General features: G+C 69.6%; 16 protein-coding genes. 10 read left to right on the forward strand and 6 right to left on the reverse strand.

Annotated elements, in window-relative coordinates:
• Positions 1–43: 43 nt before the first annotated feature.
• Both rpoD and WMF14_RS24990 read left to right on the forward strand, forming a co-directional pair.
• Positions 44–1,963: an RNA polymerase sigma factor RpoD gene (gene rpoD, locus WMF14_RS24985; protein ID WP_437301468.1), complete on the forward strand. Its 1,920-nt coding sequence runs from the start codon at positions 44–46 to the stop codon at positions 1,961–1,963.
• Positions 1,964–2,086: 123 nt separating this feature from the next.
• The gene (locus WMF14_RS24990; protein WP_272093369.1) at positions 2,087–2,398 is read left to right on the forward strand and encodes a hypothetical protein; all 312 of its coding nucleotides are present in this window, start codon (positions 2,087–2,089) and stop codon (positions 2,396–2,398) included.
• Between the two features lie 42 nt (positions 2,399–2,440).
• On the opposite strand, the gene WMF14_RS24995 is transcribed toward WMF14_RS24990, so the two are convergent.
• Together WMF14_RS24995 and bamA are read right to left on the reverse strand one after the other, a co-directional pair.
• Complete coding sequence (locus tag WMF14_RS24995) at positions 2,441–3,223, reverse strand: rhomboid family intramembrane serine protease (RefSeq protein ID WP_437790065.1); 783 nt, start codon at positions 3,221–3,223, stop codon at positions 2,441–2,443.
• Positions 3,224–3,435: 212 nt separating this feature from the next.
• Complete coding sequence (gene bamA / locus WMF14_RS25000) at positions 3,436–6,084, reverse strand: outer membrane protein assembly factor BamA (protein WP_437790067.1); 2,649 nt, start codon at positions 6,082–6,084, stop codon at positions 3,436–3,438.
• A 309-nt stretch (positions 6,085–6,393) separates the two neighbouring features.
• Between bamA and WMF14_RS25005 the strand changes: the two genes are divergently transcribed.
• The 3 genes from WMF14_RS25005 to WMF14_RS25015 all read left to right on the forward strand — a co-directional run bounded on the left by WMF14_RS25005 (position 6,394) and on the right by WMF14_RS25015 (position 11,705).
• Complete coding sequence (locus WMF14_RS25005) at positions 6,394–8,796, forward strand: DNA gyrase/topoisomerase IV subunit A (RefSeq protein WP_437790069.1); 2,403 nt, start codon at positions 6,394–6,396, stop codon at positions 8,794–8,796.
• A gap of 2 nt (positions 8,797–8,798) precedes the next feature.
• Entirely contained in the window at positions 8,799–10,736 is a 1,938-nt protein-coding gene (locus tag WMF14_RS25010; protein ID WP_272093373.1) for a DNA gyrase/topoisomerase IV subunit B, read from the forward strand.
• Between the two features lie 393 nt (positions 10,737–11,129).
• The gene (locus tag WMF14_RS25015; RefSeq protein ID WP_437790071.1) at positions 11,130–11,705 is read left to right on the forward strand and encodes a helix-turn-helix domain-containing protein; all 576 of its coding nucleotides are present in this window, start codon (positions 11,130–11,132) and stop codon (positions 11,703–11,705) included.
• Positions 11,706–11,789: 84 nt separating this feature from the next.
• On the opposite strand, the gene WMF14_RS25020 is transcribed toward WMF14_RS25015, so the two are convergent.
• Both WMF14_RS25020 and WMF14_RS25025 read right to left on the reverse strand, forming a co-directional pair.
• A complete protein-coding gene (locus WMF14_RS25020) occupies positions 11,790–12,608 on the reverse strand; it encodes a carbon-nitrogen hydrolase family protein (RefSeq protein WP_437322507.1) in 819 nt (272 codons plus the stop codon).
• A gap of 63 nt (positions 12,609–12,671) precedes the next feature.
• The gene (locus tag WMF14_RS25025) at positions 12,672–13,364 is read right to left on the reverse strand and encodes a hypothetical protein (RefSeq protein WP_437790074.1); all 693 of its coding nucleotides are present in this window, start codon (positions 13,362–13,364) and stop codon (positions 12,672–12,674) included.
• Positions 13,365–13,516: 152 nt separating this feature from the next.
• On the opposite strand from WMF14_RS25025, the gene WMF14_RS25030 reads away from it, so the two are divergent.
• Both WMF14_RS25030 and ligA read left to right on the forward strand, forming a co-directional pair.
• Positions 13,517–14,002, forward strand: coding sequence for an NUDIX hydrolase (locus WMF14_RS25030; RefSeq protein ID WP_272093377.1), 486 nt, complete (start codon positions 13,517–13,519; stop codon positions 14,000–14,002).
• A gap of 13 nt (positions 14,003–14,015) precedes the next feature.
• The gene (ligA, locus tag WMF14_RS25035) at positions 14,016–16,040 is read left to right on the forward strand and encodes an NAD-dependent DNA ligase LigA (RefSeq protein ID WP_272093378.1); all 2,025 of its coding nucleotides are present in this window, start codon (positions 14,016–14,018) and stop codon (positions 16,038–16,040) included.
• Positions 16,041–16,073: 33 nt separating this feature from the next.
• On the opposite strand, the gene WMF14_RS25040 is transcribed toward ligA, so the two are convergent.
• Complete coding sequence (locus WMF14_RS25040) at positions 16,074–17,078, reverse strand: DUF2804 domain-containing protein (RefSeq protein WP_437790076.1); 1,005 nt, start codon at positions 17,076–17,078, stop codon at positions 16,074–16,076.
• 197 nt (positions 17,079–17,275) lie between these two features.
• Here WMF14_RS25040 and pruA point away from each other — a divergent pair, with 197 nt between their 5' ends.
• The gene (gene pruA / locus WMF14_RS25045) at positions 17,276–18,916 is read left to right on the forward strand and encodes an L-glutamate gamma-semialdehyde dehydrogenase (RefSeq protein ID WP_437790078.1); all 1,641 of its coding nucleotides are present in this window, start codon (positions 17,276–17,278) and stop codon (positions 18,914–18,916) included.
• A 40-nt stretch (positions 18,917–18,956) separates the two neighbouring features.
• On the opposite strand, the gene WMF14_RS25050 is transcribed toward pruA, so the two are convergent.
• The gene (locus WMF14_RS25050) at positions 18,957–19,232 is read right to left on the reverse strand and encodes a hypothetical protein (RefSeq protein WP_437322513.1); all 276 of its coding nucleotides are present in this window, start codon (positions 19,230–19,232) and stop codon (positions 18,957–18,959) included.
• 444 nt (positions 19,233–19,676) lie between these two features.
• Between WMF14_RS25050 and WMF14_RS25055 the strand changes: the two genes are divergently transcribed.
• Complete coding sequence (locus WMF14_RS25055; protein WP_437790080.1) at positions 19,677–21,191, forward strand: PPC domain-containing protein; 1,515 nt, start codon at positions 19,677–19,679, stop codon at positions 21,189–21,191.
• 186 nt (positions 21,192–21,377) lie between these two features.
• Entirely contained in the window at positions 21,378–23,525 is a 2,148-nt protein-coding gene (locus WMF14_RS25060; RefSeq protein ID WP_437790082.1) for a M3 family metallopeptidase, read from the forward strand.
• Positions 23,526–23,613: the final 88 nt, after the last annotated feature.

Below are 23,613 nucleotides of genomic sequence, written 5' to 3' on the forward strand. Positions count from 1 at the left end.
GTCGGTCGCGGCGAGCTGGTCGCCGTAAGTGGAGCATGAGGTAATGGCGAGCAAGGCCAAGCAATCTTCCGGTCGGGCAGGCGGGGTCGCGAGGGCGGCGGGGGGCGGCGCGCTGAACGGCGCGCGGCACGCATCGACACGCGGGCACGCCGAGGGGGGGGCGCGCCCTAGCAACAAAGGAGACGCGGGCATCCGGGCCGAGCGGTCGGAGAAGGACCGGAAGACGCTCGAAAAGCTCGTCGAAACCGGCAAGAGCAAAGGCTTTCTCACCTATGACGAGGTGAACGACGCGCTCCCCGCGGACGTCGCGCCCGATCAGCTCGACGACGTGGTGGGCGCCCTCGGCGACGAAGACATCGAGATCGTCGACGGCGCGACCCAGGTGAAGATCGCGCCGAAGCGCATCGCGGACGAGGAGGCGGGCGAGAAGAAGCTCGTCGTCACGCCCGACCGCGAGGAAGAGGACGTCGACTACTACTCGAAGTCGAACGACCCCGTCCGGATGTATCTCCGGAAGATGGGCAGCGTCTCGCTGCTCACCCGCGAGGGCGAGGTCGAGATCGCGAAGCGGATCGAGATCGGCGAGCAGAAGGTCAACGCCGCCATCCTCGACTCCCCCATCGCCGTCCGCGAGATCATCGATCTCGGAGAGAAGCTCCGGAAGCACAAGATCCGGGTGAAGGAGCTCATCAAGGACGCCGAGAACGACGACCAGGAGTTCGACGAGGAGGAGGCCGACCGGCGCATCATCCGCCTCATCGACAAGGTGAAGCGCGTCGACAAGAAGAAGGCGGAGCTCCTGGAGGAGCGCAAAGAGGTGAAGACGGAGGTCCGCCGCAAGCAGATCGACGTCGAGGTGACGCAGGCGACAGCCGAGCTCGTGACGACGCTCGAGGAGATGCGCCTCAACAAGCGGACGATCGACAAGATCGTCCAGAAGCTGAAGAGCCTCATCTCGAAGGTCGAGAAGGCGGAGGCGGGGGCGACGGAGCTGGAGCGGCGCACCGGGCTCTCGAAAGGCGAGCTCAAGCGTGAGCTCATCAAGGTGAAGGGCAACCGTGCGCTCGAGGGGCGGCTCGCCAAGAAGCTCAACGTCAACCGCGAGGAGCTCAACGACTTCGAATCGACCATCAAGAACGCCCAGAAGGGCCTGAAGAAGGTCGAGGAAGAGCTCAACATCGACGTCGCGGCGATCCGCGATACCTACGAGAACATCCGCGAGGGGGAGCGGATGGCGGAGCGCGCCAAGGCGGAGCTGGTCGAGGCCAACCTCCGCCTCGTGGTCTCCATCGCGAAGAAGTACACGAACCGCGGCCTCCAGTTCCTGGACCTCATCCAGGAAGGGAACATCGGCCTCATGAAGGCCGTCGACAAGTTCGAGTACAAGCGCGGCTACAAGTTCTCGACGTACGCGACGTGGTGGATCCGGCAGGCGATCACCCGCGCGATCGCGGACCAGGCGCGGACGATCCGCATCCCGGTCCACATGATTGAGACGATCAACAAGCTGATCCGCACCTCGCGCTACCTCGTGCAGGAGTACGGCCGCGAGCCGACCCCCGAGGAGATCGCCGAGAAGATGGAGCTCCCGCTCGACAAGGTCCGTAAGGTCCTGAAGATCGCGAAGGAGCCGATCTCGCTCGAGACCCCCATCGGCGAGGAAGAGGACTCGCACCTTGGTGACTTCATCGAGGACAAGAGCGTGATCTCGCCCGCGGAGGCCGTGATCAACATGAACCTCGCGGAGCAGACCCGTAAGGTCCTGAAGACGCTGACGCCGCGCGAGGAGAAGGTGCTCCGGATGCGCTTCGGCATCGGCGAGAAGAGCGATCACACGCTCGAAGAGGTCGGTCAGGACTTCGAGGTCACCCGCGAGCGCATCCGGCAGATCGAGGCGAAGGCGCTTCGCAAGCTCCGGCACCCCAGCCGCTCGAAGCAGCTCAAGAGCTTCATCGACAGCTAGTCCGTGGGCTGGCCTGCTCGCCAACCGAAGACAGCTCTCCCGCGCAGGCCGCGCTGCTGGCCTCGCGCTGGCCAATCACTCGCTCGCGCGGGCAGGCGCTCGCCTGGCGCGCTGCGCGCCGCCGTGACCCTCCTCGTGCTCGCGGGCGCGGTCCTCGGTGGCTGCCGCAAGACGATATCTGAAGAAGACTGCCGCGCGATCGGCGAGGGCATGCGCACCGCATGGGCAGCGGAGGCAAAGCGGGTGGGGTCCACCGCTCCAGGGGGCCCGGGGAAAGCCTCCGTGGTGATCGACAGCGAGGGCGAGAGGCTCTCGTCGGAGTGGACATCCGACTGCAAGCGGGAGCTCGTCGGGAGCAAGGTGGACCCTGGCGAGCTCGGCTGCCTTACCCGCGCGAAGACGCTCGAAGAGCTCCGCCGGTGCGCCACGCCCTGAACACCTGGGAGCGTGGCCGGGGCGGGGCGCTCCGTGACCCGTTCAGTTGAGATAGCGCTTGTCCTTCGGGGGGTCCTTCTGGCCGCCGGGGATGACCCGCAGCGGGACGCCCCCGGAGCGGCCGCGCGCCGCAGGGACACGGCGGAGCGCGGCGGACTGCGCCTGCAGCTGACGGAAGCGCATCCGTAGATAGAAGCGGCGCAGCGGGGAGAAGTCGCCGAAGAGGTAACCCGCGAGCATGCCGCCGAACGGCGTGATCAGCCCCTCGGGGGGCGCGCGCATGGCGATGACGTTGAGCACCGAGATCCCGAAGATGAAGACGAGCAGCATGGTGCCCGTCACGGGGAGGACGAAGAAGAGGCGGACCGTGGCATGTCGGTGCGCGAGCGCCCACGCGACCGCGACCGCCTCGATCATCCCGAGCCCGCCGTAGAACACGGGCCGCGCCATCTTCGGGAGGAGCGCGCCCACCGCCACCTGGAGCGCGAACGCGAAGGCGGCGGAGCCGAACAGGAACGCCAGCGTGCGCCTGGCTCCCCAGCGCTCTTCGAGCGAGGGACCGAGGAAATACAGGCCGAGCAGCGTCGTGACGAAGTGCCAGGGATCGCTCGGGTTGTGGACGAGCGGCGCGGTGAGCAGCCGCCACACCTGACCGTGGAGCACCTTCTCGCTGATGCCGAGGAACGGCTCGAGCACGCCTTCGCCGGCGCCCCCCCAGTTCAGGCCCAGGGTGAACATCACCCAGATACAGCCGATCGCGATCATCATCCCCAGCAGGGCCTTGCCTGGCTTGGGGAACCCCATCGAGCTGTGCTCCGGGCGCATGGATCTCCACCTAACAGCGGCGCCCCCGACGAGCAACCGCTGCCCCCCGGACTCCACGGCGATCCGCCCCGCGCCGATCGCCCTCCAGCGGCCGCGACGCCGCTGCGCGCCATCCAGGACGCTCTGGGGTAGGGTCCGCCCGACCGCGCACCAGCCCCCCGGCAACCTCCCGGGGAGCGCGCACGTCCCTGCTGCGCCCGCTGGCTAGCCGCTCAGAAGAAGTTGCCGATGTTGAACTCGAACTTGTACGTCTCTTCGTAGGGCAGCCGCTTGAACGGGAAGCCCCACTCGAAGCGCAGCGGTCCGAGCGGGGAGAACCACCGGAGCCCGAATCCCCACGAGGTGCGGACGTCGAGGAGGCGCTCGGCCGAGAAGCACGGGTTCGTGACGTCGTGCGGCGATGCGGGGGCGGCGTTGCAGTAGAGCTTCTCGAGGTTCCAGGCGTTGCCCAGATCCGTGAAGACGACGCCCTTGATCTGCACGGCCTCGAGGATCGGGAACTCCAGCTCGAGGTTCTGGTAGTACATCAGGTTGCCGCCGATGTTCGCGCCGTTCGCGATAGGCAGCGAGTTCGGATCGAGCGACTCGCGGAGCGGAAGGCGCGGGCCGATGTCCCGGATCTCGAAGCCGCGTACATCGAGGATGCCGCCCAGGAAGAAGCGGGCGAAGATCGGCACGCCCTGCGGGTTGGGGCTCGTCACCATGCCGGCCTCGGTGTTCAGCTTGAGGACCAGGCTGTCGGTGATCGGGTAGTAGAACCGCCCCGTGGCGCGGTACCGCAGGAACTCGTTCTCGCTGCCGAACGCGCTGTGGGCGAGCTCCACCGAGCCCTGCAGGTAAATGCCCGAGGTCGGGAAGAGCTGGTTGTTGCGCGTGTCGAAGGTGAGCGCAGGGCGGATGCTCGACGTGAGCCCGGCGTTGAAGAGGTTGTAGAGCGGGAGCCGCTGGAACGAGGCTCGCTCCTCTGCCGTGCCGAGGCCGGTATTCGTGGCCGACGAGATCTCGTCGTTCTCCAGCGTGTAGGTCAGCTGCGCGCGCAGCTCCGGCTCGATGAGCGGGTAGCCGAGCGTGAGCGAGCCGCCGGTGGAGGTCTGCGAGAACTCCGTGTAGGTCCGCAGCTGGTTGTAGACGCTCACCGCCGCGGAGAACGGGCTATCGAACAGGTACGGCTCGAAGAAGCGGACGTCGACGAGGCGCCGCGAGCCGGAGATCTGCGCCTGGAGCGACAGCGACTGGCCGCTCCCGAGCAGGTTCGCCTGCTGGACCTGCGCCGTCGCGATGAAGTTCTCGACGCTCGAGAAGCCCGCGCCGATCTGGAAGGTGCCCGTCGGCTTCTCGCCGATGTCGACGTTGACGTTGATGTGCTGGGGGTCGTCGCCCTGCTCGGTGGAGATGTCGACCCGCTCGAAGTAGCCGAGCGCCGTGATGCGCTGCTTCGAGCGCTCCAGCTTCGTCTCGCTGAACAGCTGCCGCTCCTCCACCTCCATCTCGCGGCGGATCACCTTGTCCCGCGTCTTCGTGTTGCCGCGGATCTCGATGCGCCCGAAGTAGACGAGCTGGTTTCTTCGGATGCCGACGGTGATGTCGACCTCGCGCCTGTCCGGGTCGAGCTGGGTGTCGGGCGCCGCCTCGACGTTGGCGTAGCCGGCGTCCCGGTAGAGCGTCTGGATCGCGCCGATATCCTTCGCCAGCTCGGCGCGGTTGAACCAGTCGCCCGGCTTGGCCCGCACCATCTCGCGCAGCGCGCGGCGCCCGCCGAGCGGCTCGATCTCGCGGCCGTCGGCGTCGCGCTCGTAGACGCGGAGCGAGCGGATGCGGAAGCGCGGCCCCTCGTTGATCGTGATCGTGACCTCGATGCCCGTGCGGTCGGGCGTGAGCATCACCCTGGGCGTCGCGACCTGCACCGCGAGGAAGCCACGATCGTAGTAGAGCGCGTTGATCACGAGGACGTCGCGCTCGAACGCGTCCTGGCGGAACGGACCGCCGGTGCCGAAGGCGAAGAAGCCCCCCTGCCCCGTGATCATGACCTCCCGGAGCTCCTCGTCCGAGATGTTGTGGTTGCCGATGAACGTGATGCGCCGGACGGTGACCGGCGAGTGCTCCTTGATCGTGAACTTGAGGGTGACCTGGTTCTCTCGCTCCGGTTTGACCTCGTAGCTGACCTCGGCGAGGAAGAAGCCCTCCTCGGCGTACTTGTCGCGGAGCTTCTGCACGCCGCGCCGGATCGCCGCGTAGCTCAGGATCGTGCCGGTCTTGATCTCGACCGAGAGCGCCTCGGTGAGATCCTCGCTGTCGATCTCCTTGTTGCCGGAGAACTCGATCGCCTTGATGCTCGGGCGCTCGCGGACCAGCACCCTCAGGCTCACGCCGTCGTCGCGGCGGGTGAGGTCGACCTCGACGTCGTCGAACAGGCCGGAGTCCCAGAGCTCGCGCACGTCGCGCGCCAGCCCCTCGGGGGTGAACGGCCTGCCGACCCGCGTCTGCCCCAGGTAGACGAGCACGTCCTCGGTCGAGACACGCCGGTTGCCAGCGATGGCGACCTGGACGACCGGCTGCCCCCGAGCGAGCTCGGCCTCCGTGGGCGCCAGGTGGATCGTCGGCTCGACGGCGTCGGCGGCGACCTGCGCAGGTGTACCGGCGCCGGGCTGGGCTCCCACGGCCGCGTCGGCCGGCGCGGACGGCTGCGCAGCGCTGGCCGGGGCGGGAGGGGGCGCGGCGCCGCCCCGAGGCGGCTGCGCGCCAGGAGCGCCTCCTGGCACCTGGGCTGCCGCGAGCCGGGGCCGTATCGCCGCCACTGCAACGAACACCAGGAAGAGGCCGAGCCAGACGAGCCGCAGCCTGCGGCCGAGAAGGCGAAGCATGGGACGGGTGCCTGTCGCGTACAAGGCGCCACCCCGTAGCCCAGCGCGCCGTGAGTCTCAAGGGCGGACGCCGAAATCAAGGCGCCGCCGTCAGGTCGCGCTCCGCTGCTCTGTGTTCGGGTCGATCTCGCGGCCGTCTGACGCTATGCCAGGGTCCGCACGAGCGCAGGCGAGCACTCGCCGCCAGAAATTCCCGCGAGGCAGCCTTGACCGAGCGCGAGCCCCTGGGTAATTGCCGAGGCTCGCTAGCGTTCACCTGAACATCGGAGCACCTGTTCGTCGGTGCCCGCGCACTCCCTGGAGCATCGCGTGTCTCGAACCCCCTCCCTTCCGTCCGACGGTGACGCGTCCCGCAAGGGCCGCCGTGGCGGCCGGCCCGGTGACAGCGAGCCGCCGCCGCCCCCGGCGCCCGACACCTCGCTCGCCGAAGAGGCGCAGCGCCGGTACCTGAACTATGCGCTCAGTGTCATCACGTCGCGCGCGCTGCCCGATGTCCGCGACGGGTTGAAGCCGGTGCAGCGCCGCATCCTCTACGCGATGCTGCACGACCTGCACCTCGGTCCGGACGCGAAGTACCGGAAGAGCGCCGCGGTCGTCGGTGACGTGATGGGCAAGTACCACCCGCACGGCGACGTCGCGATCTACGACGCGATGGTCCGGCTCGCGCAGGACTTCGTGATGCGGGCGCCGCTCATCGCCGGCCACGGGAACTTCGGCTCCGTGGACGGCGATGCGCCCGCCGCGATGCGTTACACCGAGGCGAAGCTCCGGCCCCTCGCGCTGGAGCTTCTCAGCGAGCTCGGCCAGCGCACCGTGGATTTTCGTCCCAACTACGACGGGACCCGCTTCGAGCCGATCGTCCTCCCGTCGCGCTTCCCCAACCTCCTCGTGAACGGCTCGCAGGGGATCGCGGTCGGGATGGCGACGAGCATCCCGCCGCACAACCTGGGCGAGGTGATCGACGCGTGCGTCGCGCTGATCGAGAACCGCGAGCTCACCACGCACCGGCTGCTGTCGTACGTGAAGGGGCCGGATTTCCCGACCGGAGGTCAGCTGCACGCGACGAAGAAGGAGCTCGAGGCCGTCTACACGGCCGGCCAGGGCTCGCTGAAGCTCCGCGGCGAGTGGCAGCTGGAAGAGGGCGACGGCAAGCGCGGCGCCGCTCCGCAGATCGTGATCACCTCCATCCCGTACGGCGTCGAGCGGAAGGCCATCGTCGAGAAGATCGCCGAGGTGATCCTCTCCAAGAAGCTGCCGACGCTCGTGGACGTGCGCGACGAGTCGACCGGCGAGGTGCGCATCGTGATGGAGCTCAAGCGCGGCGCCGACGCGCAGCTCGTGATGGCGTACCTCTACAAACAGACGCCGCTCGCGATCAACGTGCAGGTGAACCTCACCTGCCTCGTGCCCACCGACAACGCGGAGATCGCCGCGCCGCGGCGGCTCGGCCTGCACGAGATCCTGACGAAGTTCCTCGACTTCCGCTACGCGACGGTGACGCGGCGGCTCGAGTTCGAGCTCGGCGAGCTGAGGCGGCGGATCACGATCCTCGAGGGGTTCGAGAAGATCTTCGACGCGCTCGACGAGGTGATCCGGATCATCCGCAAGAGCGAGGGCAAGGCCGACGCGGCCGAGAAGCTGATGAAGCGCTTCACCCTCAACGAGGAGCAGACGGACGCGATCCTCGAGCTCAAGCTCTACAGGCTGGCGCGGCTCGAGATCCTGCTCGTGCAGAAGGATCTCGGCGAGAAGCGCGCCGAGGCCAAGCGGATCGAAGGGCTGCTCCGGAGCGACGCGAAGCGCTGGGGCATCGTCCGCGACGAGCTCGTCGAGATCAAGGGATCCTACGGCGAGAAGCGCCGCACGAAGGTGGTCGGCTCGATCGACGAGCCCGAGTACCAGGCCGAGGACTTCATCGTGGCCGAGGACGCGAACGTGATCCTCTCGGCGCAGGGCTGGGTGAAGCGGGTCCGCGAGGTGAAGGATCTCGCCTCGACGCGCATCCGCGAGGGAGACAGCGTCCTCGCGGTCGTCGCCGGCTCGACGCGGTCGACGGTCGCGTTCTTCTCGAACCTCGGCGCGTGCTACGTGTGCCGCATCCACGACGTGCCGCAGTCGACCGGCTACGGCGATCCCGTGCAGAAGCTGTTCAAGCTGGCCGACGGCGAGCGGCTGATCGCGCTGATGTCCTTCGATCCGAGGGCGCTCGACGTCCCGGCGCAGACCCCGGACTCCGCCGAGCCGGAGCCGCCCTTCGCGCTGGCGATCACCCGAGGAGGCCTCGGCTTCAGGTTCTCGCTGCGGCCGCACCGCGATCCGTCGACGCGCTCCGGGCGCCGCTTCGCCAAGCTGAACGAGGGCGACGAGGTGCTCTTCGTCCACGCGGTGGACGGCGCCGACCGGGTGCTCTGCGCGTCGAGCGACGCCTGGGCGCTCAGCGTGGCCGTGGAGGAGCTCGCGCTGCTCTCGGGCCCGGGCAAGGGCTCGGTCGTGATGCGGGTCGCCGAGGGGGAGCGCCTGGTCGGCGCCGCGCTCGCCCTCGGGCCGAACGACGCGATCACGGTCGAGACGGAGAAGGGCAAGACGCTCGAGATCGCCGCGAGCAAAATCGCCGGCCAGCGCGGCACGCAGGGCGAGCCGATCGCACGACGCGACCGCTTCGTCCGCGTGGTGCCGCCGGCCGTCGTCGTACCGACGCTGGAGGTGAGCTGAACATGGCCGCCACGAATCCCCCGGTCCGCGCCGCTTCGGGCGCACGTTACACGGCCGCTGACATCGAGGTGCTCGAGGGGCTGGAGCCCGTCCGCAAGCGCCCCGCCATGTACATCGGCGGCACCGACGTCAGGGGCTACCACCACCTGCTCTGGGAGATCGTCGACAACGCCGTCGACGAGGCCATCAACGGGCACGCGAAGCGGATCGAGGTGACGCTCGACGCCGATCTCCAGGGCGCCACCGTGACCGACGACGGGCGCGGCTTCCCCGTGGACATCCATCCCAGGTACAAGCGCCCCGCGCTCGAGCTCATCCTCTGCACGCTGCACGCGGGCGGGAAGTTCGGGAGCGACAACTACAAGGTCTCAGGCGGGCTCCATGGCGTCGGCTCGAGCGTCGTCAACGCGCTCTCCGAGCTCGTCGAGGTCCGGGTGCTGCGCGACGGCTTCGAGCACCAGCAGACGTTCTCGCGCGGCGCGCCGACCAGCAAGCTCAAGAAGGGCGCGCCCACCCGCAAGCACGGCACGAGCGTCCATTTCCGACCCGATCCGGAGATCTTCGGGCAGGGCCGGCGCTTCGATCCCGAGACCATCCGCGAGCGCCTGGAGGCCAAGGCGTACCTCCATGGAGGGCTCGAGATCGCGTTCCGCGATCTCTCGTCCGGAGAGTCGATCGAGCTCCTCCACCCGAACGGCATCGCGGACTTCTTGCCGAAGCTGATCGCCCAGCGCGGCAAGGCGGTGACGCACCCGACCATCTTCTACGTCGCGCGCGAGGGCGAGATCCGCCTGGAGGCCGCGCTCCAGTGGACCGAGTCGACCGACGAGTACGTGAAGTCGTACGTCAACGGCATCCCCACGCACGCGGGCGGGGCGCACGAGTCCGGCTTCGGCGCCGCGATCGTGAAGGCGGTCCGCGCGTTCATGGACGCGAAGAAGGTCCAGCCGAAGGGGGTGACGCTGACGGCCGACGACATCCGCGAGGGGATCGTGGGTGTCCTGTCCATCTACATCCAGGACCCGCAGTTCCAGGGGCAGACGAAGGATCGACTCAACAACGCGGAGGCTGGGCCGGCGGTCGAGGGCATGGTCCGGCCGGCGCTCGAGCAGTGGATGCTCCACAACGGCACGGCCGGCGAGTCGATCGTGGCCCGCGCGATCCTGGCGGCGCGCGCCAGGGAGGCGCGACGCGAGGCGACCCAGCAGGTCCTGCGCAAGACGCCGGTGTCGCACCGGCTCAACCTGCCGGGGAAGCTCGCCGATTGCGCCTCGACCGATCCGAGCGAGAGCGAGCTCTTCATCGTCGAGGGCGACAGCGCCGGTGGCTCGGCCAAGCAGGGCCGCGATCGCCGGACTCAGGCGATCCTCCCGCTCCGGGGCAAGGTGCTCAACGCGGAGCAGGCCTCGACATCGAAGGTGCTCGGCAACAAGGAGCTCCAGGACATCGTGAGCGCGCTGGGCTGCGGCTTCGGAAAGGACTTCGATGCCTCCAAGTTGCGCTACGGAAGGATTTTTCTACTCATGGACGCCGACAGCGACGGCCAGCACATCGCGACGCTGCTGCTGACGTTCTTCTACCGGCACCTGCCCGGCCTGCTCCGCGGCGGGCACGTGTTCCTCGCGCAGCCGCCGCTCTACAGGATCGATGTCGCCAAGGAGACGCACTGGGCGCTCGACGATGCGGAGCGCGACCGGGTCCTCGCGAAGCTCCCCAAGACGGCCAAGGCGGATATCTCGCGGTTCAAGGGGCTCGGTGAGATGCCCGCGGAGGACCTCAAGGCGACCACGCTCGACATCCGACGCCGGCGCGCGCTGCGCGTCGTGATCGAGGGAGAGATCGAGACCGATCGCATCCTGAACGAGCTGATGGGCAAGGACGCCCAGGCGCGCTTCCGCTTCATCATGGAGCGCGCGCCGAACGCCGAGATCGACGTCTGACATCGATCCTTCGTTCGAGAGGTCGCGGAGACTCCGCGCCTCGCGCGGACGTCGTTGGATGCGGGAGCGCGCTCCCGCATTCATTTCCAATGACCGTCATGAGCTCGCCGCGAGGATGTCGCGCTGCAGGCGACCGCCACGGCGCGCACGTCGTGAAGACACAATGTGCCAACCGCGGGTGATCTCTGGCGCCTGTGCCACGTGAACGGCAGGCCACACCCCGTCGGACGTCGCGAGCAGGTTGCCGGGCAATCGCGGCATTTTGTGCTGCTGAATGCCGAACCGCGTGAGCCGAGAGCGCTGCGTCAGCTTGCGGCCTGCTGGTTGCAATACGTCGCGCCGGTGGCCGCGATGACCGCGAGACACCGCCCTTACACCGCTGGAGAGGTACTCGTGACGACTGCGCTTCCCATCTCGACTCCGATCGCACCCTCCTCGTCCCACAGCATGCCGGCCGCATGTTCCCTGTCGGTTCCGAGCGGCGCGCCTGCCGTCCGGCCGGCGTCGCTCCCCACGCCTGGCGTCGCTGCGCCGAGCCTCAGCGCGCAGCCGCCGCGCGAGCGCGCTGCAGCGACCGGCGCCTCGCGATCCTCGCCACCACTGCGCTCCGCAGCCCCGCTCCCGCGCAGTACCTCGGAGCGGATCCTGCTCGGCCGCGACCGCATCCGCAGCGCCGCGGAAGCAGGCCAGAGGATCCGTTCCTACGAGGTCGCGCTGGACCTCGATCTGTCCGAGTTTCACTTCGCACGGCTCTTCCGCGCCGCCTTCGGGTCATCGCCCCACGTCTATTACGATGAGGTGCGTGCGGAGCGCGCGCGAGCGCTCCTGCATGAGGGGCTAACCGAGGGAGAGGTCGCCCGCCGCATCGGCTTCCGCAGGCCTGCAGAGCTCCGCGCCCTCCTGTCCAAGCGCGGCAGCACGCCGCCCTCGGCCGGAGAGGCGGAGCCGAGCGACGCCTCTGCCGAGTGAGCAGACGGCAGAGATCGGCCATAGGAAGCGCCGTCACGCGACCTCCGGTGCGAGGACAAAGTGCTTACCCCCATGACATGACGATCAGAGCCTCCGGTGCGTGAGCGAAGGTAGGTTCGCCCTGACGCGATCGAGGTAGGAGGGGTCGAGCATCGCCATCGCGATCCCCTCCCCTTCCGAGGCCTGCGCGATCACCTCACCCCACGGATCGATGACGCACGATTTCCCGAACGTCGCCCGCCCGCCTGGATGCTTGCCCCACTGCGCCGCGGCCACCACGTACGCCTGAGCCTCGATGGCCCGGGCGCGGAGCAGGACCAGCCAGTGGTCCTTGCCGGTGAGCAGGGTGAACGCCGCAGGGACGGCGATCGCCTCTGCGCCCGCGGACGAGAGCGCGCGGTAGAGCTCCGGAAACCGGACGTCGTAGCAGATCGACAGCCCGAGCTTCACGCCGTCGATCTCGGTGACGACGGGGCGCTCCCCGGCGGTCGTCGACGCCGACTCGCGGTACTTCGTTCCGTCGGCGATCTCGACGTCGAAGAGGTGAATTTTCCGGTAGCGCGCGGTGAGCCGGCCGTCGGGCCCGAAGACCGCGCAGGTGTTGTACGGCCGCGCCGGATCGTGCGCGCGCTCAGGGAAGCCGCCGGCCACGATGGTCACCCGGGCGGAGCGCGCCGCGTCGGCGAGACGACGCGCGATCGGACCGCCACCGGCGTCGAGGTCCTCCGCGATGTTGCGCTTCCCCTCCTCGTTGCCCATGTACGCGAAGTTCTCGGGCAGCACGACCGTCGTCGCCCCACGGCGCGCCGCCTCCACGACGAGCACCTCGACCCGCGCCAGGTTCTCGCTCACGTTCTCCTGGCTGGAGAGCTGAAGGGCCGCCCAGATCACCGGTTTCTCCATGCGGCAAGCCTACCGCATGGGGAACCGGCGCGGACCACGCGCCGGAGGGGAGCGGAGGGCTCATCAGATTCCTGGATCTCCGGACGCTCCCGCAGCCCCGCCGGTGCCAGCGCCGTCTGCCCCGCCGGCGCCAGCGCCACCTACCCCGCCGACACCCGCGGCCCCGCCGGCGCCAGCGCCACCTGCCCCGCCGGCGCCCGCGGCTCCACCGCCGCCGTCCACCTCGTCGGGCGCGGCGCACTCGAGCGGCGCGCCCGAGTAGGCGCACCTGGCGCCGCACGCGGCGCACACACAGGCGAGCACCCGCTGGAACATCCGGTGAGCGGCGCCCGCATCGTCCGGGAACACGCACGCCGTCTGGCAGGCTTTGTTGTGGCCGCACCCCTTGAGGCACAGGCTGATCGGCCTGCACTCGGGCTCCCCGTCGCACGCCGCGAGCTCCGCCTCGCAGCGCCCACCGCGGGACGCATGCTCGTTGAAGCAATCGCCGCAGCGCCCGGCCTCGCCGCCATAGGCCGCGAGGCACTCGCAGACATTCGCGGGCCCCTCGTCGGTGCCCATATCGGGCGGCGCTCCCCCCGAGGCGCCTGCGCTGGTGGAGCTGCCCGCCTGAGGGCGCGGCGGCGGGGGCCGCTCGTCGGAGCAGCTCGGGAGCGACGCGAGCGCGAGCGCCGCCCCGAAGGCCATCACGCCGTAGCGGACAGCGCAGCCGTACAACCCGACAGGAGCGCGCATCGCCCTCCGCACGATCGCCATGATGGGGACGAGCGTAGCCTGCCTCTCTCCCGCGACCGAGCCTGAGCCGCACGGCTCATGGACGTCCGCGGGATCCGCCGAGGCCGCACGGAACCCTCTCCCGGCGGCGCCCGATCGCTCCTATGCTTTCCCCGCACGTCACAAAAATTCTCATGGAAATCGCTCCCCTGTCGCTGTTGCCGCGCTCCGTGCTCGCCCTCGCCAAGGAGGTCGCCCGCGCGCTGCTCCGGCGACCTGTCGTCGGGATCGCCGCCGCCGCTCAGACCGCCGACGGCCGGTGGCTGCTCGTTCGCCGCAGCGACACCGGAACCTGGGCGCTCCCGGGAGGCACCCTTGAATGGGGAGAGACGCTCCGCGACAGCATCGTGCGGGAGCTCGCCGAGGAGGCCGGCGTCACCGAGGTCGAGCTCGGACGGGTCGTGGGCGTGTACTCGCGGCCTGATCGCGACGTCCGCTTCCACGCCGTGACGGTCGTCGTCACCGCCCGGATCGCCGCGCCGACGCGCCCCCCGCAAAACCCGCTCGAGATCCGCGAGGCAAGGCTGTTCCGGGAAGACGAGCTCCCGTCCGAGCTCGCGATGGACATGGGGGATCTCTTCGCCGCCGCCCGGCGCGCCGGCGACACGGAGCTCGAGTGAGCCGAGGCAAGCGATGACGCAGGCACACCACGACGACGCCGGAGCGCGCGACGCGCTTCAGGGCGGGCTCGCGACGGATCCGAAGCACAAGGCGAGGATCGAGGAGCTCGCCGAGCGCGTCGAGAAATACAGGGCGAGCTACTACGCGGGGCGCCCCGAGATCTCGGACGCGGCGTTCGACGCCCTCGAGGACGAGCTCCGCGCCCTCGATCCGGCGCACCCGGTGCTCGCCCGGGTCGGCTCGGCCTCGCTGATCACCGAGTGGGAGAAGGCGCGGCACGAGATCCCGATGGGCTCGCTCAACAAGGTCGTCTCCGAGGACGAGCTCCTGGGCTGGGTCGCCCGGTGCGACGAGATCCTCGTGAAGGACGGGCACGGCGGCACGGGTGCGGCGCCGCCGGCGCCGGGATCCATCTCGAGCGTCGCGGGTGACCTCTTCGTGGCGGAGAAGCTCGACGGCATCTCCATCGAGGTCATCTACAAGGGCGGCAAGCTCGTCGACGCCATCACCCGCGGCGACGGCGACTGGGGCGAGCGGATCACCGCGAACGTCGCGCGGATGAAGGGGATCCCCTCGCGGATCCGGGAGAAGGGCCGGCTGTCCGTGCGCGGAGAGATCATCCTTCGCCTCTCGGACATGAAGCGCCACTTCCCCGGCGTCACCAGCCCGCGCAACATGGCCGCGGGCGCGGCCAAGCGGTTCGACGGCCAGGGGGCGGAGCACTGCACCGTGCTCTTCTACGATGTCGCCGATCACCTCGAGATCCCGACGTGCCGGGCGCGCTTCGCCTGGCTGCGCGAGCTCGGCTTCGCGACGCCGCAGACCGCGTACGGCAGCGTCGATGACGTCGTGAAGCTCTACCGGCGCTACTCGAGCGAGCTCCGCGCAGGCCTCGACTACGAGATCGACGGGCTCGTCGTCTACGTGGACTCGCTCCACGTCCAGGGCCTGCTCGGCGACGTCAACCGCCGGCCGCGCGGCGCGGTCGCCTTCAAATTCGCGTCGCCCGCCAAGGTGACGACGGTCGTGGCGATCCAGTGGGACACCGGGCCGAGCGGCCGGGTCACCCCGGTGGCGATCGTCGAGCCGGTGGAGCTCGCCGGCGCGAACGTCCGGCGCGCTTCCCTGCACAACTCGGCCAACGTGCGGAGCCTCGGCATCGGGGTGGGCGACGAGGTGCTGGTCTCGCGCCGCAACGACGTCATCCCGTACGTCGAGGAGGTCGTCGAGAAGCGCGGCCCCGTCGCCGTCCCTCCATCGGCCTGCCCGGTCTGCAGCGCGCCGCTCGTCGTCGAGGGAGAGTACCTCCTCTGCCGGAACGCCGCGTGCCGCGCCCTCATCGAGGGGCGCATCCACAACTGGATCGACGCCATCGGCGCGCTGGAGTGGGGCGACAAGCTGATCGAGCAGGTGGTCGCCGCGGGCCTCGTGCGAGAGCCGCTCGACCTCTACAAGCTCACGGTCAAGAGCATCGCCGACCTCGATCGGCGCGGCGAGAAGAGCGCAACGAAGTGCCTGGAGCAGCTGAAGAGCCGCCTCCCGCTCGCGCTGCCGGTGTTCCTCGCGGCGCTCGGCATCGAGGGGTTCGCGATCCAGACCGCACGGCTGCTCGTGTCGGCGGGGTACACGACGATCGAGAAGCTGCTCGCCGCCGGCGAGGACGAGCTCGCCAGCATCCCGGGCCTCGGCGCGATCAAGGCCGCGAGCATCATTCGAGGGCTGCGCGCCCGCAGCGACGAGATCGCGCGGCTGCTCGCCGCCGGCATCGTGCCGGTCGCGCCCGAGGCCGAGGGCCCGCTCGCCGGACTGACGTTCTGCTTCACCGGCGCGGGCGCGCGCCCCCGCGGCGAGCTCACCCACCTCGTCGAGTCGAACGGCGGCCGGGTGCTGAACAGCGTCACGAAGGAGCTCAACTACCTCGTCATCGCCGACGTGGCGTCCACGTCGAGCAAGGCGGTGAAGGCGCGCAAGTACGGCACGAAGCTCATCACCGAGGACGATCTGGACAGGCTCATCGCCGAGCGCCGCGGCGGCTGACCGAGGTGAGCCGCCGGCTCGATCCGTCGACCCCTACCAGGTGATGTCCTGGTCCTCCGTGACGCCAAGGACGTCGCGGAGCTCGAGGAGCCGCCCGTCCGGGAGGCGGATCGTGCCCGAATAGAGGCCGATCGGCTGCATGAACTCCGACGCGAGCAAGCCGAGGTTCGTGTGGTTCGAGTGCGCCGCGCCGGGGGCGAAGCGTAGATCCACAGCGCCGTCCGCGGTCCGGACGCGCCACGGGTCGAGCGGCCGCGCCGCGTCGAAGGTGAACCGGCCTTCGGCGAGCGGGATGAGCTCACCGTCGATCCAGATCGCGCACTCGGCGTCGCCGACGAAGCCTTCGCCCAGGTTCAGGCCGACGCGCTCGCCGCTCTCCGCGCGCCCCAGCGCGAGGGCCCAGCGCCAGGTCGTGCGGCGCCGCAGGAGGCCGCCCGTGTAGTCGTAGCTGGCGATCGCTCCGTCGAGGGAGATACGGCGACCGAGCACCGACGCCTCGCCTTCGACGCCGAGGAGCAGGCGCTTCTCGCTGGTGATCAGGACGCCATCCGAGGCCTGCGCGATCGCCGAGAGCGCCGGCGGGGCCCCGCGACCGTCGAGCCGCGCCTCGAGCTCGATGCCGCGCAGGGCGGCGGTCACCGCGGTCGTCGCGTCCCTGCGCGGCCGCTCGATCCGCACGCGCGCGTGGGGGAGCCACACGCGCGCGGAGCAGCCTTCGCCGCTCGCCTCGCCCACGCTCGCCGCGAAGGGCGGCCCGAACGCCGCGCGATCCACGAGCAGCCGCCGGCCGGCCTTGTCGAAGACGACGCTGAACGCGATCGAGAGGTAGCCGAGCTGCACGACCGCGACGGCGACGAACACCTCGCCGGACGCGATCGCCACGTAGACCCATCGCTTGTGCTTGAGCAGCCGATCGAGCCAGCGCGGCGCGAGGAGCGCCGGGTCGACGCGGGGGAGATCGCCCCGGTACGACCCGACGCGCGCCGCTCCCGTGATCGGGTCGAGGATCGCATCGGGCGGCGTGATGAGCTCGCGCATCGGACGAGAGTAGCGGCGACGTCGTCGTTGCCCAAGGCGAGGGACGCCGGAAACCTGACATCGTTAGAATCGCGCGAATCGCGCGAATCGCGTGATTGCGCCGAGCGCTCTCCGCCGCGGCCATCTGGCTCACGCCGCGGCGGAGAGCAGCGGCGCCGGAGCCTGCGCGCCCTCGGCTCCCCCGCTAGACTCGCGTCATGATCGACGCCATCGCCACGCCCCCGAGCCCTCTGAACGAGCCCGTCCTCACGTACGCGCCTGGCAGCCCGGAACGCGCGGCCCTCAAGGCGGAGCTCGACCGCCGGGCGCGGGAGACGATCGAGATCCCGATGGTCATCGACGGCGAAGCGATCCGGACTGGAGCGCTCGACGAGGTCCGCGCGCCGCACCGGCGCGACCTCCTCCTCGCCCGGGCTCACCAAGGTGGCGCCGAGCACGTCGCGCGCGCGATCGAGGCCGCCCGGCGGGCGCACCCGGCCTGGTCGAGGACGCCGTGGACCGAGCGCGCCGCCGTGTTCCTCAAGGCGGCCGAGCTGCTCGCGACCCGGTACCGCCCCACGCTCAACGCGGCGACGATGCTCGGGCAGAGCAAGACGTCGTACCAGGCCGAGATCGACTCGGCCTGCGAGCTCATCGACTTCTTCCGCTACAACGTCCACTTCGCCCACAGGATCGCGGCGGAGCAGCCGGCGAGCGCGCCCGGCGTATGGAACCTCGCGGAGCCTCGCCCGCTGGAGGGCTTCGTCTTCGCGGCGACGCCGTTCAACTTCACCGCGATCGCGGGCAACCTGTGCGCGGCCCCGGCGCTGATGGGCAACACCGTGGTCTGGAAGCCGTCCGCGAACGCGCTGTACTCCGCGCACTTCGTGATGGAGCTGCTGATCGAGGCGGGCCTCCCGCGCGGCGTCATCAACCTCGTCATGGGCCCGCCCGAGCTGGTCTCGAACGCGTGCCTCGATCATCCGGACTTCGCCGGCATCCACTTCACCGGCTCGACCGCGGTCTTCCAGTCGATCTGGCGCCGCATCGGGGAGAACATCGGGCGCTACCGCAGCTACCCGCGGATCGTGGGCGAGACCGGTGGGAAGGACTTCGTCTTCGCGCACGCGAGCGCCGACGTCGACGCGCTCGCCGTGGCGCTCGTCCGGGGCGCCTACGAATTCCAGGGGCAGAAGTGCTCGGCCGCGTCGCGCGCGTACATCCCCCGCTCGCTCTGGCCGGCCCTCAAGGACCGGCTCGTGGGCCACATCCGGGCGATCCGCGTGGGGGACGTCGCCGACTTCCGCAACTTCATGGGCGCGGTGATCGACGAGCGAGCGCACGCGCGGCTCACGGGGCGGATCGCCGCGGCGAAGGCGGACGCGGCGTGCTCGATCGTGTGCGGCGGCGGCGCGCGCGCGCACGACGGGAGCGACGGCTGGTTCGTCGAGCCGACGCTGATCGAGACCACGGATCCGCGCCACCCGCTGATGGCGGAGGAGCTGTTCGGGCCGGTGCTCACGGTCTGGGTCTACCCCGACGGCGAGGAGCACAGGGCGCTCGCGCTCTGCGACGAGACGTCGCCGTATGGCCTGACCGGCGCCGTGTTCGCGCGGGATCGGGCGTTCATCGAGGCGGCGAGCGACGCGCTCCGCTTCGCCGCGGGCAATTTCTACATCAACGACAAGCCGACCGGCGCCGTCGTCGGACAGCAGCCGTTCGGCGGCGCGCGCGCCTCCGGCACGAACGACAAGGCAGGCAGCCTGTTCAACCTGCTCCGCTGGGTCTCCCCCCGGGTCGTGAAGGAGACGTTCTCCCCGCCGCGCGCAGTCGCCTATCCGTTCATGGCGGCCGAGTAGGCAGCGCGCCGCGCGCCGACGACGCGGCGGGCCTCGTCGATCAATCCTCCGGCGAATAGTCGCAGACGCCACCCGCGAGGTCGGCGCAGGACCGGTCCTCCTCCTCGTAACACTCGGCCGTGCGCTCGATGGCCGTGGCATACGACGCGCGGTCGGACAGCTCGAGGCACAGCGCGACGCACGTGTCCTTTCCAGGGCTGTCGGTCTGGCACTCGGCGTTCTTCGTGCAGACGACGTCGCACGCGTCGATGTCCGGCGAGCAGCCAGGGATGGGAGCGAAGAGCAGCAGGGCCAAGACGAGCGCGGGACGGGGCATAACGAAAGCTCCGACGGCCATCGGAGCACGCGGCCGAGCCGGCGGCGAGAGGCGAGCAGAGGGCGGCCGCGGGGCGCCGGCTCGCCCCTGCCCCGGATCCCTCCTGGAAGCGCGCGCCGCCGGAGGCGAATCGAGCCGGTGAGCCCACCCGCGAACTTCGTGTTCCGCCCGAGTCGTTAAGCGCACCAGCGAAGATGGGGGTCTCTTCTCAGGAGTCATGCCCGGAGTCATTGCCATCCGACTCGCCAGCCACCGAGCTCTACAGGGCGATCCGACCTCGACCATTCGGTTGTGGAGCAGCACCCGACCATTACGTATGCTCCAGATCTCCGCCCGTCAAAAGCGTGCGCTCCCATGGCGCGCAGGACGAGCAGAAGCGTAGGTGTATATTTCCCACGCCGCTACACCAGGGGTCGCTGTGGGATAGAAAACGTTGGAGGTGCCATGAAGTCGATGCATTTTCTGGGTTTCTTCGTGCTCGGCACGATCGCGGCGACCGCCGCAGGCTGCGGCGGAGGCAACGAGGGCGACGGCGGCGGTGGCGAGGGAGGAGCCGGGAGCACCACGACGTCCTCCGCGACCACCGGCCCCGTCGCCGGCAGCACCTCCACGGGCGCGGGCGAGGTGGACGACGGCAACGATAGCCTCGAAGAAGCGGAGCCGATCCAACCCGAGGACAACTGGCTTTCGGGGACGCTCGAGCCGCTGGACACGGACGCTGACTACTACAGCTTCACCGGAGCCAAGGGTCAGCCCGTGTATATCCTGAGCGACGCGAGGCCTTCGGATGACGAGCGGGATCCGACATACCCCGATACCGTCATCACGTTGCTTGACGCCGACGGGAACCAGCTCGCGCAAAACGACGATCCGGCCCGGGGCTTCACCAACGACAGCGAGCTCCTCACCGTCCTGCCAGCGGACGGCGAGTACTTCATCGTCGTCCAGGATTGCAACGCGGCCTTCCCGCAGTTCGCCTTCCCGGACGGTTGCTTCAACCCGGCGGACGTCCTGAGCTTCGACTATGGGCTGCGGCTCATCCCGCTCGATGTGGCGGAGAGCGACACCGATAGCCTCATCGGCGATACGGAGCCCAACAATGACGCCGAGCAGGCCGTGCAGCTGCACTATGAGCTGAACGACGACGAGTCGGGCCACTTCACCACCTTCGCGTTCGGCAATTTCGAGAGCGCGACCGACGTCGATGTGTATTCGTTCACCCCGCCGGAGACCCCGGCGGTCGACAACGCCATCCTCGCCCAGCTGATCGCCGACCAGCCGACGGGGATCGAGGGCAACGGCGCGACGGTGGACGTCAGCGAGATCGCCGTGTTCGCTTCGACCGATCTGACCAACGCCTACGCGAAGGTGGATCCGTCGACGGGCGGCGATATCGCCCTCCCGGTGGAAGCCGGGCAAGAGTACTTCGTCTTCGTCAAGCGCCCTGCGGGCGAGGTGGGAAAGAACGATTTCTACATCCTGCTGCACAACCGCACGAACTCCGATCCCCTCGAGGCCGAGGACGAGACCAACGGTGTCATTGAGACGCCGGAAGCCGGCCTGGTCTCCTTCCCCAACGGGGGAGGCGGCGTCAGCTACGCGATCGAGGGGCAGATCGTCGACGGAGAGACCGCAGACGTCGACATCTATGCGGTCCCCCTCGACGACGTGGAGGCGGGCTGGACGTTCTCGGTCATCTGCGAAGCGCAGCGCAACGGGTCCGGGGTCCGCGAGCTCAGCGCCGAGGTGCTGAACGGAGACGGCGCACCGATCGACACCGCCACCTACTCGGCGACGGAGACCGAAGACGAAAACCTGTACGTCGAGCGGGTCGCGATCCCGGAGGGCGCGGCGGACAACCGGTTGCTCGTCAAGGTATCGGCCGGAACGCCCGCCGCCGACGTGACGAGCCGAGGGTACAACTGCCTCTTCGCTTACCTGCCGCCGGAGACCAACTGAGGGTCTGAAGCACCTCGCGGCGTGAGCGCCCGTCCACCGGGCGCTCACGCCGGGTGCTCTGGAGCACGCGGCGCAAGACCGCGCTCGAAGGCCGGCACCGCGCTCCGTCGTCGGCAGACCCGCGGGAGCAGATCGCCGGCGGCTGCCCCCGGGCCTCCCCGCTCCCCGTGGTATAGCCCGACCGACATGAAGGTCGGCACCACACCCGCGCGCTCAGGGCTCCTCTCCCTTCTCCTGCTCGTCGCCTGCAACGCTGGCACCCAGACCGGTGAGGTCTCCTCGCCGGCCAGGACCGGCGGCGCCGCGCCGCAGGGGGCGACGTCGACGCCGGCGACGACCGCGCCGCCCGAGCCGACGCCGCGCGCCGAGTTCGATCCCGTGGCGCAGGGGCTCACCGTGGAGGGAGTGAAGCAGCTCTGCGACGAGCACCTGCGCGCCGCAGAGGGGCACCTCGCCGCGATCCGGGCGCTCCGAGGCGCGCCGCCGGAGAAGCTCACCTACGCCGCGACGCTCGGGCGGTTCGACGACGCCGCGCTCGAGGTGAACAGCGCGGGCGAGTTCCCGTACTTGATGGGGGTCGCGCACCCGGACGCGGCGGTGCGAGAGGCCGCGAGGCTCTGCGAGCCGAAGGTCGACAGGTTCACGACCGCGATGTGGCTGGACGCCGATCTCGCCGCCGTCATCGAGGCGTACGCCGAGAGAGGCGACGCGCGCGAGGCGTTGAACGGTGAGCGCGCCTGGCTGCTCGCCGATGTCCTCCGCGACTTCCGCCGCAACGGGCTGTCGCTGCCGGTAGACCGACAGCAGCGCCTCCGCGACGTGAGCGAGCAGATCACCCGCATCGGACAGGAGTTCATGTCGAACCTGTCCGCGTCGACCGCATCGATCGAGATCGCGCCCGCGTCCCTCCAGGGGCTGCCCAAGGAGTACGTGGCGAAGCACGCGCCGAAGGCGAACGGCAAGGTCGAGATCACCACCGACTACCCCGACTTCTTCCCGTTCGTCACCTACGCCAAGGACCGCAAGGCCGCGCTCGATCTCTACGTCCTGTTCACCAACCGCGGCGGCGAGAAGAACGTGAAGCTGATCGATCGCCTCCTCGCGCTCCGCTCCGAGAAGGCGAAGATGCTCGGCTACAAGAGCTGGGCCGACTACGCCATCGAGCCGCGAATGGCCAAGACGAGCGGCGCCGTGCGCGGCTTCCTTGACCAGGTCAGGGCCGCGCTGAAAGAGCCCGCCAAGGCGGAGTTCGCCGCGCTGATGAAGGAGCATGTGCGGCTCGGGGGAAAGCCGACCGACAAGCTCCCCCCCTCGGATCGCTACTTCCTCGAGGACCGTGTCCGCGCGTCCACGTACCAGTTCGACTCGCAGGCGCTCTCGGACTACCTCGAGCTCGGCGCGGTGAAGCAGGGGCTCATGGACATCACCGCGAGGATGTACGCCCTCGAGTACAAGGAGGTCCCCGCGAAGGCGTGGCACCCCGACGTGACCGCGTACGAGGTGCGCTCCGAGGGCAAGCTGATCGGCAAGTTTTACCTCGACCTCTACAGCAGGCCCGACAAGTACAAACATGCCGCGATGTTCGCCGTGCGGACGGCGAAGCTGCTCGACGACGGGTCGTGGCAGACCCCCGTCGCGGCGCTCGAGTGCAACTTCCCGAAGCCGGGGGCGCAGCCGGCGCTGATGTCCCACGAGGACGTGGTGACGTTCTTCCACGAGTTCGGGCACGTGCTGCACCACCTCCTGACGCGCTCGGAGCTGGCCTCCTATTCAGGGACCGCGACGGTGCGCGACTTCGTCGAGGCGCCGAGCCAGATGTTCGAGGAGTGGGCGTGGTCGCGCGAGGTGCTCGATCTGTTCGCGAAGCACCACGCGACCGGCGAGAAGATCCCGGACGCCCTCTTCCAGGCGATGACCCGCGCGCGAGGCTTCGGTCGAGCGCTCGCGACGCAGCGGCAGCTCACGCTCGCGTCGATCGATCTGGAGCTCCACACCCGCGATCCTGGCTTCGACGCGACCCTGGTCGTGGAGCAGGCGCAGCGCGCGAACGAGTCCTTTGCCTTCGTGAAGGGGACGCACCTCCAGTCGAGCTTCGGACACCTCATCACCTACGACGCGGGCTACTACGGCTACCAGTGGGCGCTGTCGCTCTCGCGCGACGTGCTCACCCGCTTCAAGAAGGAAGGCCTGCTGAACCCTGCCGTCGCGCGCGCCTTCCGCGACGAGGTGCTCGCGAAGGGCGGCGGCGTCGAGGCGGGAGCGCTCGTCGCCCGCTTCCTCGGTCGACCGCCGAGCCACGACGCGTACCTCGCTTACCTCCAGGGCAAGGAGTGAACGGGCCAGCCGCGGAGCGGACGCAGCGCTCGGCGATGGCAAGGCCTGCGCTGAGCGCTCGGCCGCGGAGCGGCGCAGGGGTCTGGCC

It is taken from the genome of Sorangium sp. So ce693 (assembly GCF_051521375.1).
Taxonomy (GTDB): domain Bacteria; phylum Myxococcota_A; class Polyangia; order Polyangiales; family Polyangiaceae; genus Sorangium; species Sorangium atrum.

Coding starts and splice junctions, on each gene's coding strand:
- pruA (WP_437790078.1), top strand. CDS start 17,276: ATGATCGACGCCATCGCCACGCCCCCGAGCCCTCTGAACGAGCCCGTC.
- WMF14_RS25025 (WP_437790074.1), bottom strand. CDS start 13,364: ATGGCGATCGTGCGGAGGGCGATGCGCGCTCCTGTCGGGTTGTACGGC.
- WMF14_RS25050 (WP_437322513.1), bottom strand. CDS start 19,232: ATGCCCCGTCCCGCGCTCGTCTTGGCCCTGCTGCTCTTCGCTCCCATC.
- WMF14_RS25040 (WP_437790076.1), bottom strand. CDS start 17,078: ATGCGCGAGCTCATCACGCCGCCCGATGCGATCCTCGACCCGATCACG.
- rpoD (WP_437301468.1), top strand. CDS start 44: ATGGCGAGCAAGGCCAAGCAATCTTCCGGTCGGGCAGGCGGGGTCGCG.
- WMF14_RS25010 (WP_272093373.1), top strand. CDS start 8,799: ATGGCCGCCACGAATCCCCCGGTCCGCGCCGCTTCGGGCGCACGTTAC.
- ligA (WP_272093378.1), top strand. CDS start 14,016: ATGACGCAGGCACACCACGACGACGCCGGAGCGCGCGACGCGCTTCAG.
- WMF14_RS25030 (WP_272093377.1), top strand. CDS start 13,517: ATGGAAATCGCTCCCCTGTCGCTGTTGCCGCGCTCCGTGCTCGCCCTC.
- WMF14_RS25055 (WP_437790080.1), top strand. CDS start 19,677: ATGAAGTCGATGCATTTTCTGGGTTTCTTCGTGCTCGGCACGATCGCG.
- bamA (WP_437790067.1), bottom strand. CDS start 6,084: ATGCTTCGCCTTCTCGGCCGCAGGCTGCGGCTCGTCTGGCTCGGCCTC.
- WMF14_RS24995 (WP_437790065.1), bottom strand. CDS start 3,223: ATGCGCCCGGAGCACAGCTCGATGGGGTTCCCCAAGCCAGGCAAGGCC.
- WMF14_RS25060 (WP_437790082.1), top strand. CDS start 21,378: ATGAAGGTCGGCACCACACCCGCGCGCTCAGGGCTCCTCTCCCTTCTC.
- WMF14_RS25020 (WP_437322507.1), bottom strand. CDS start 12,608: ATGGAGAAACCGGTGATCTGGGCGGCCCTTCAGCTCTCCAGCCAGGAG.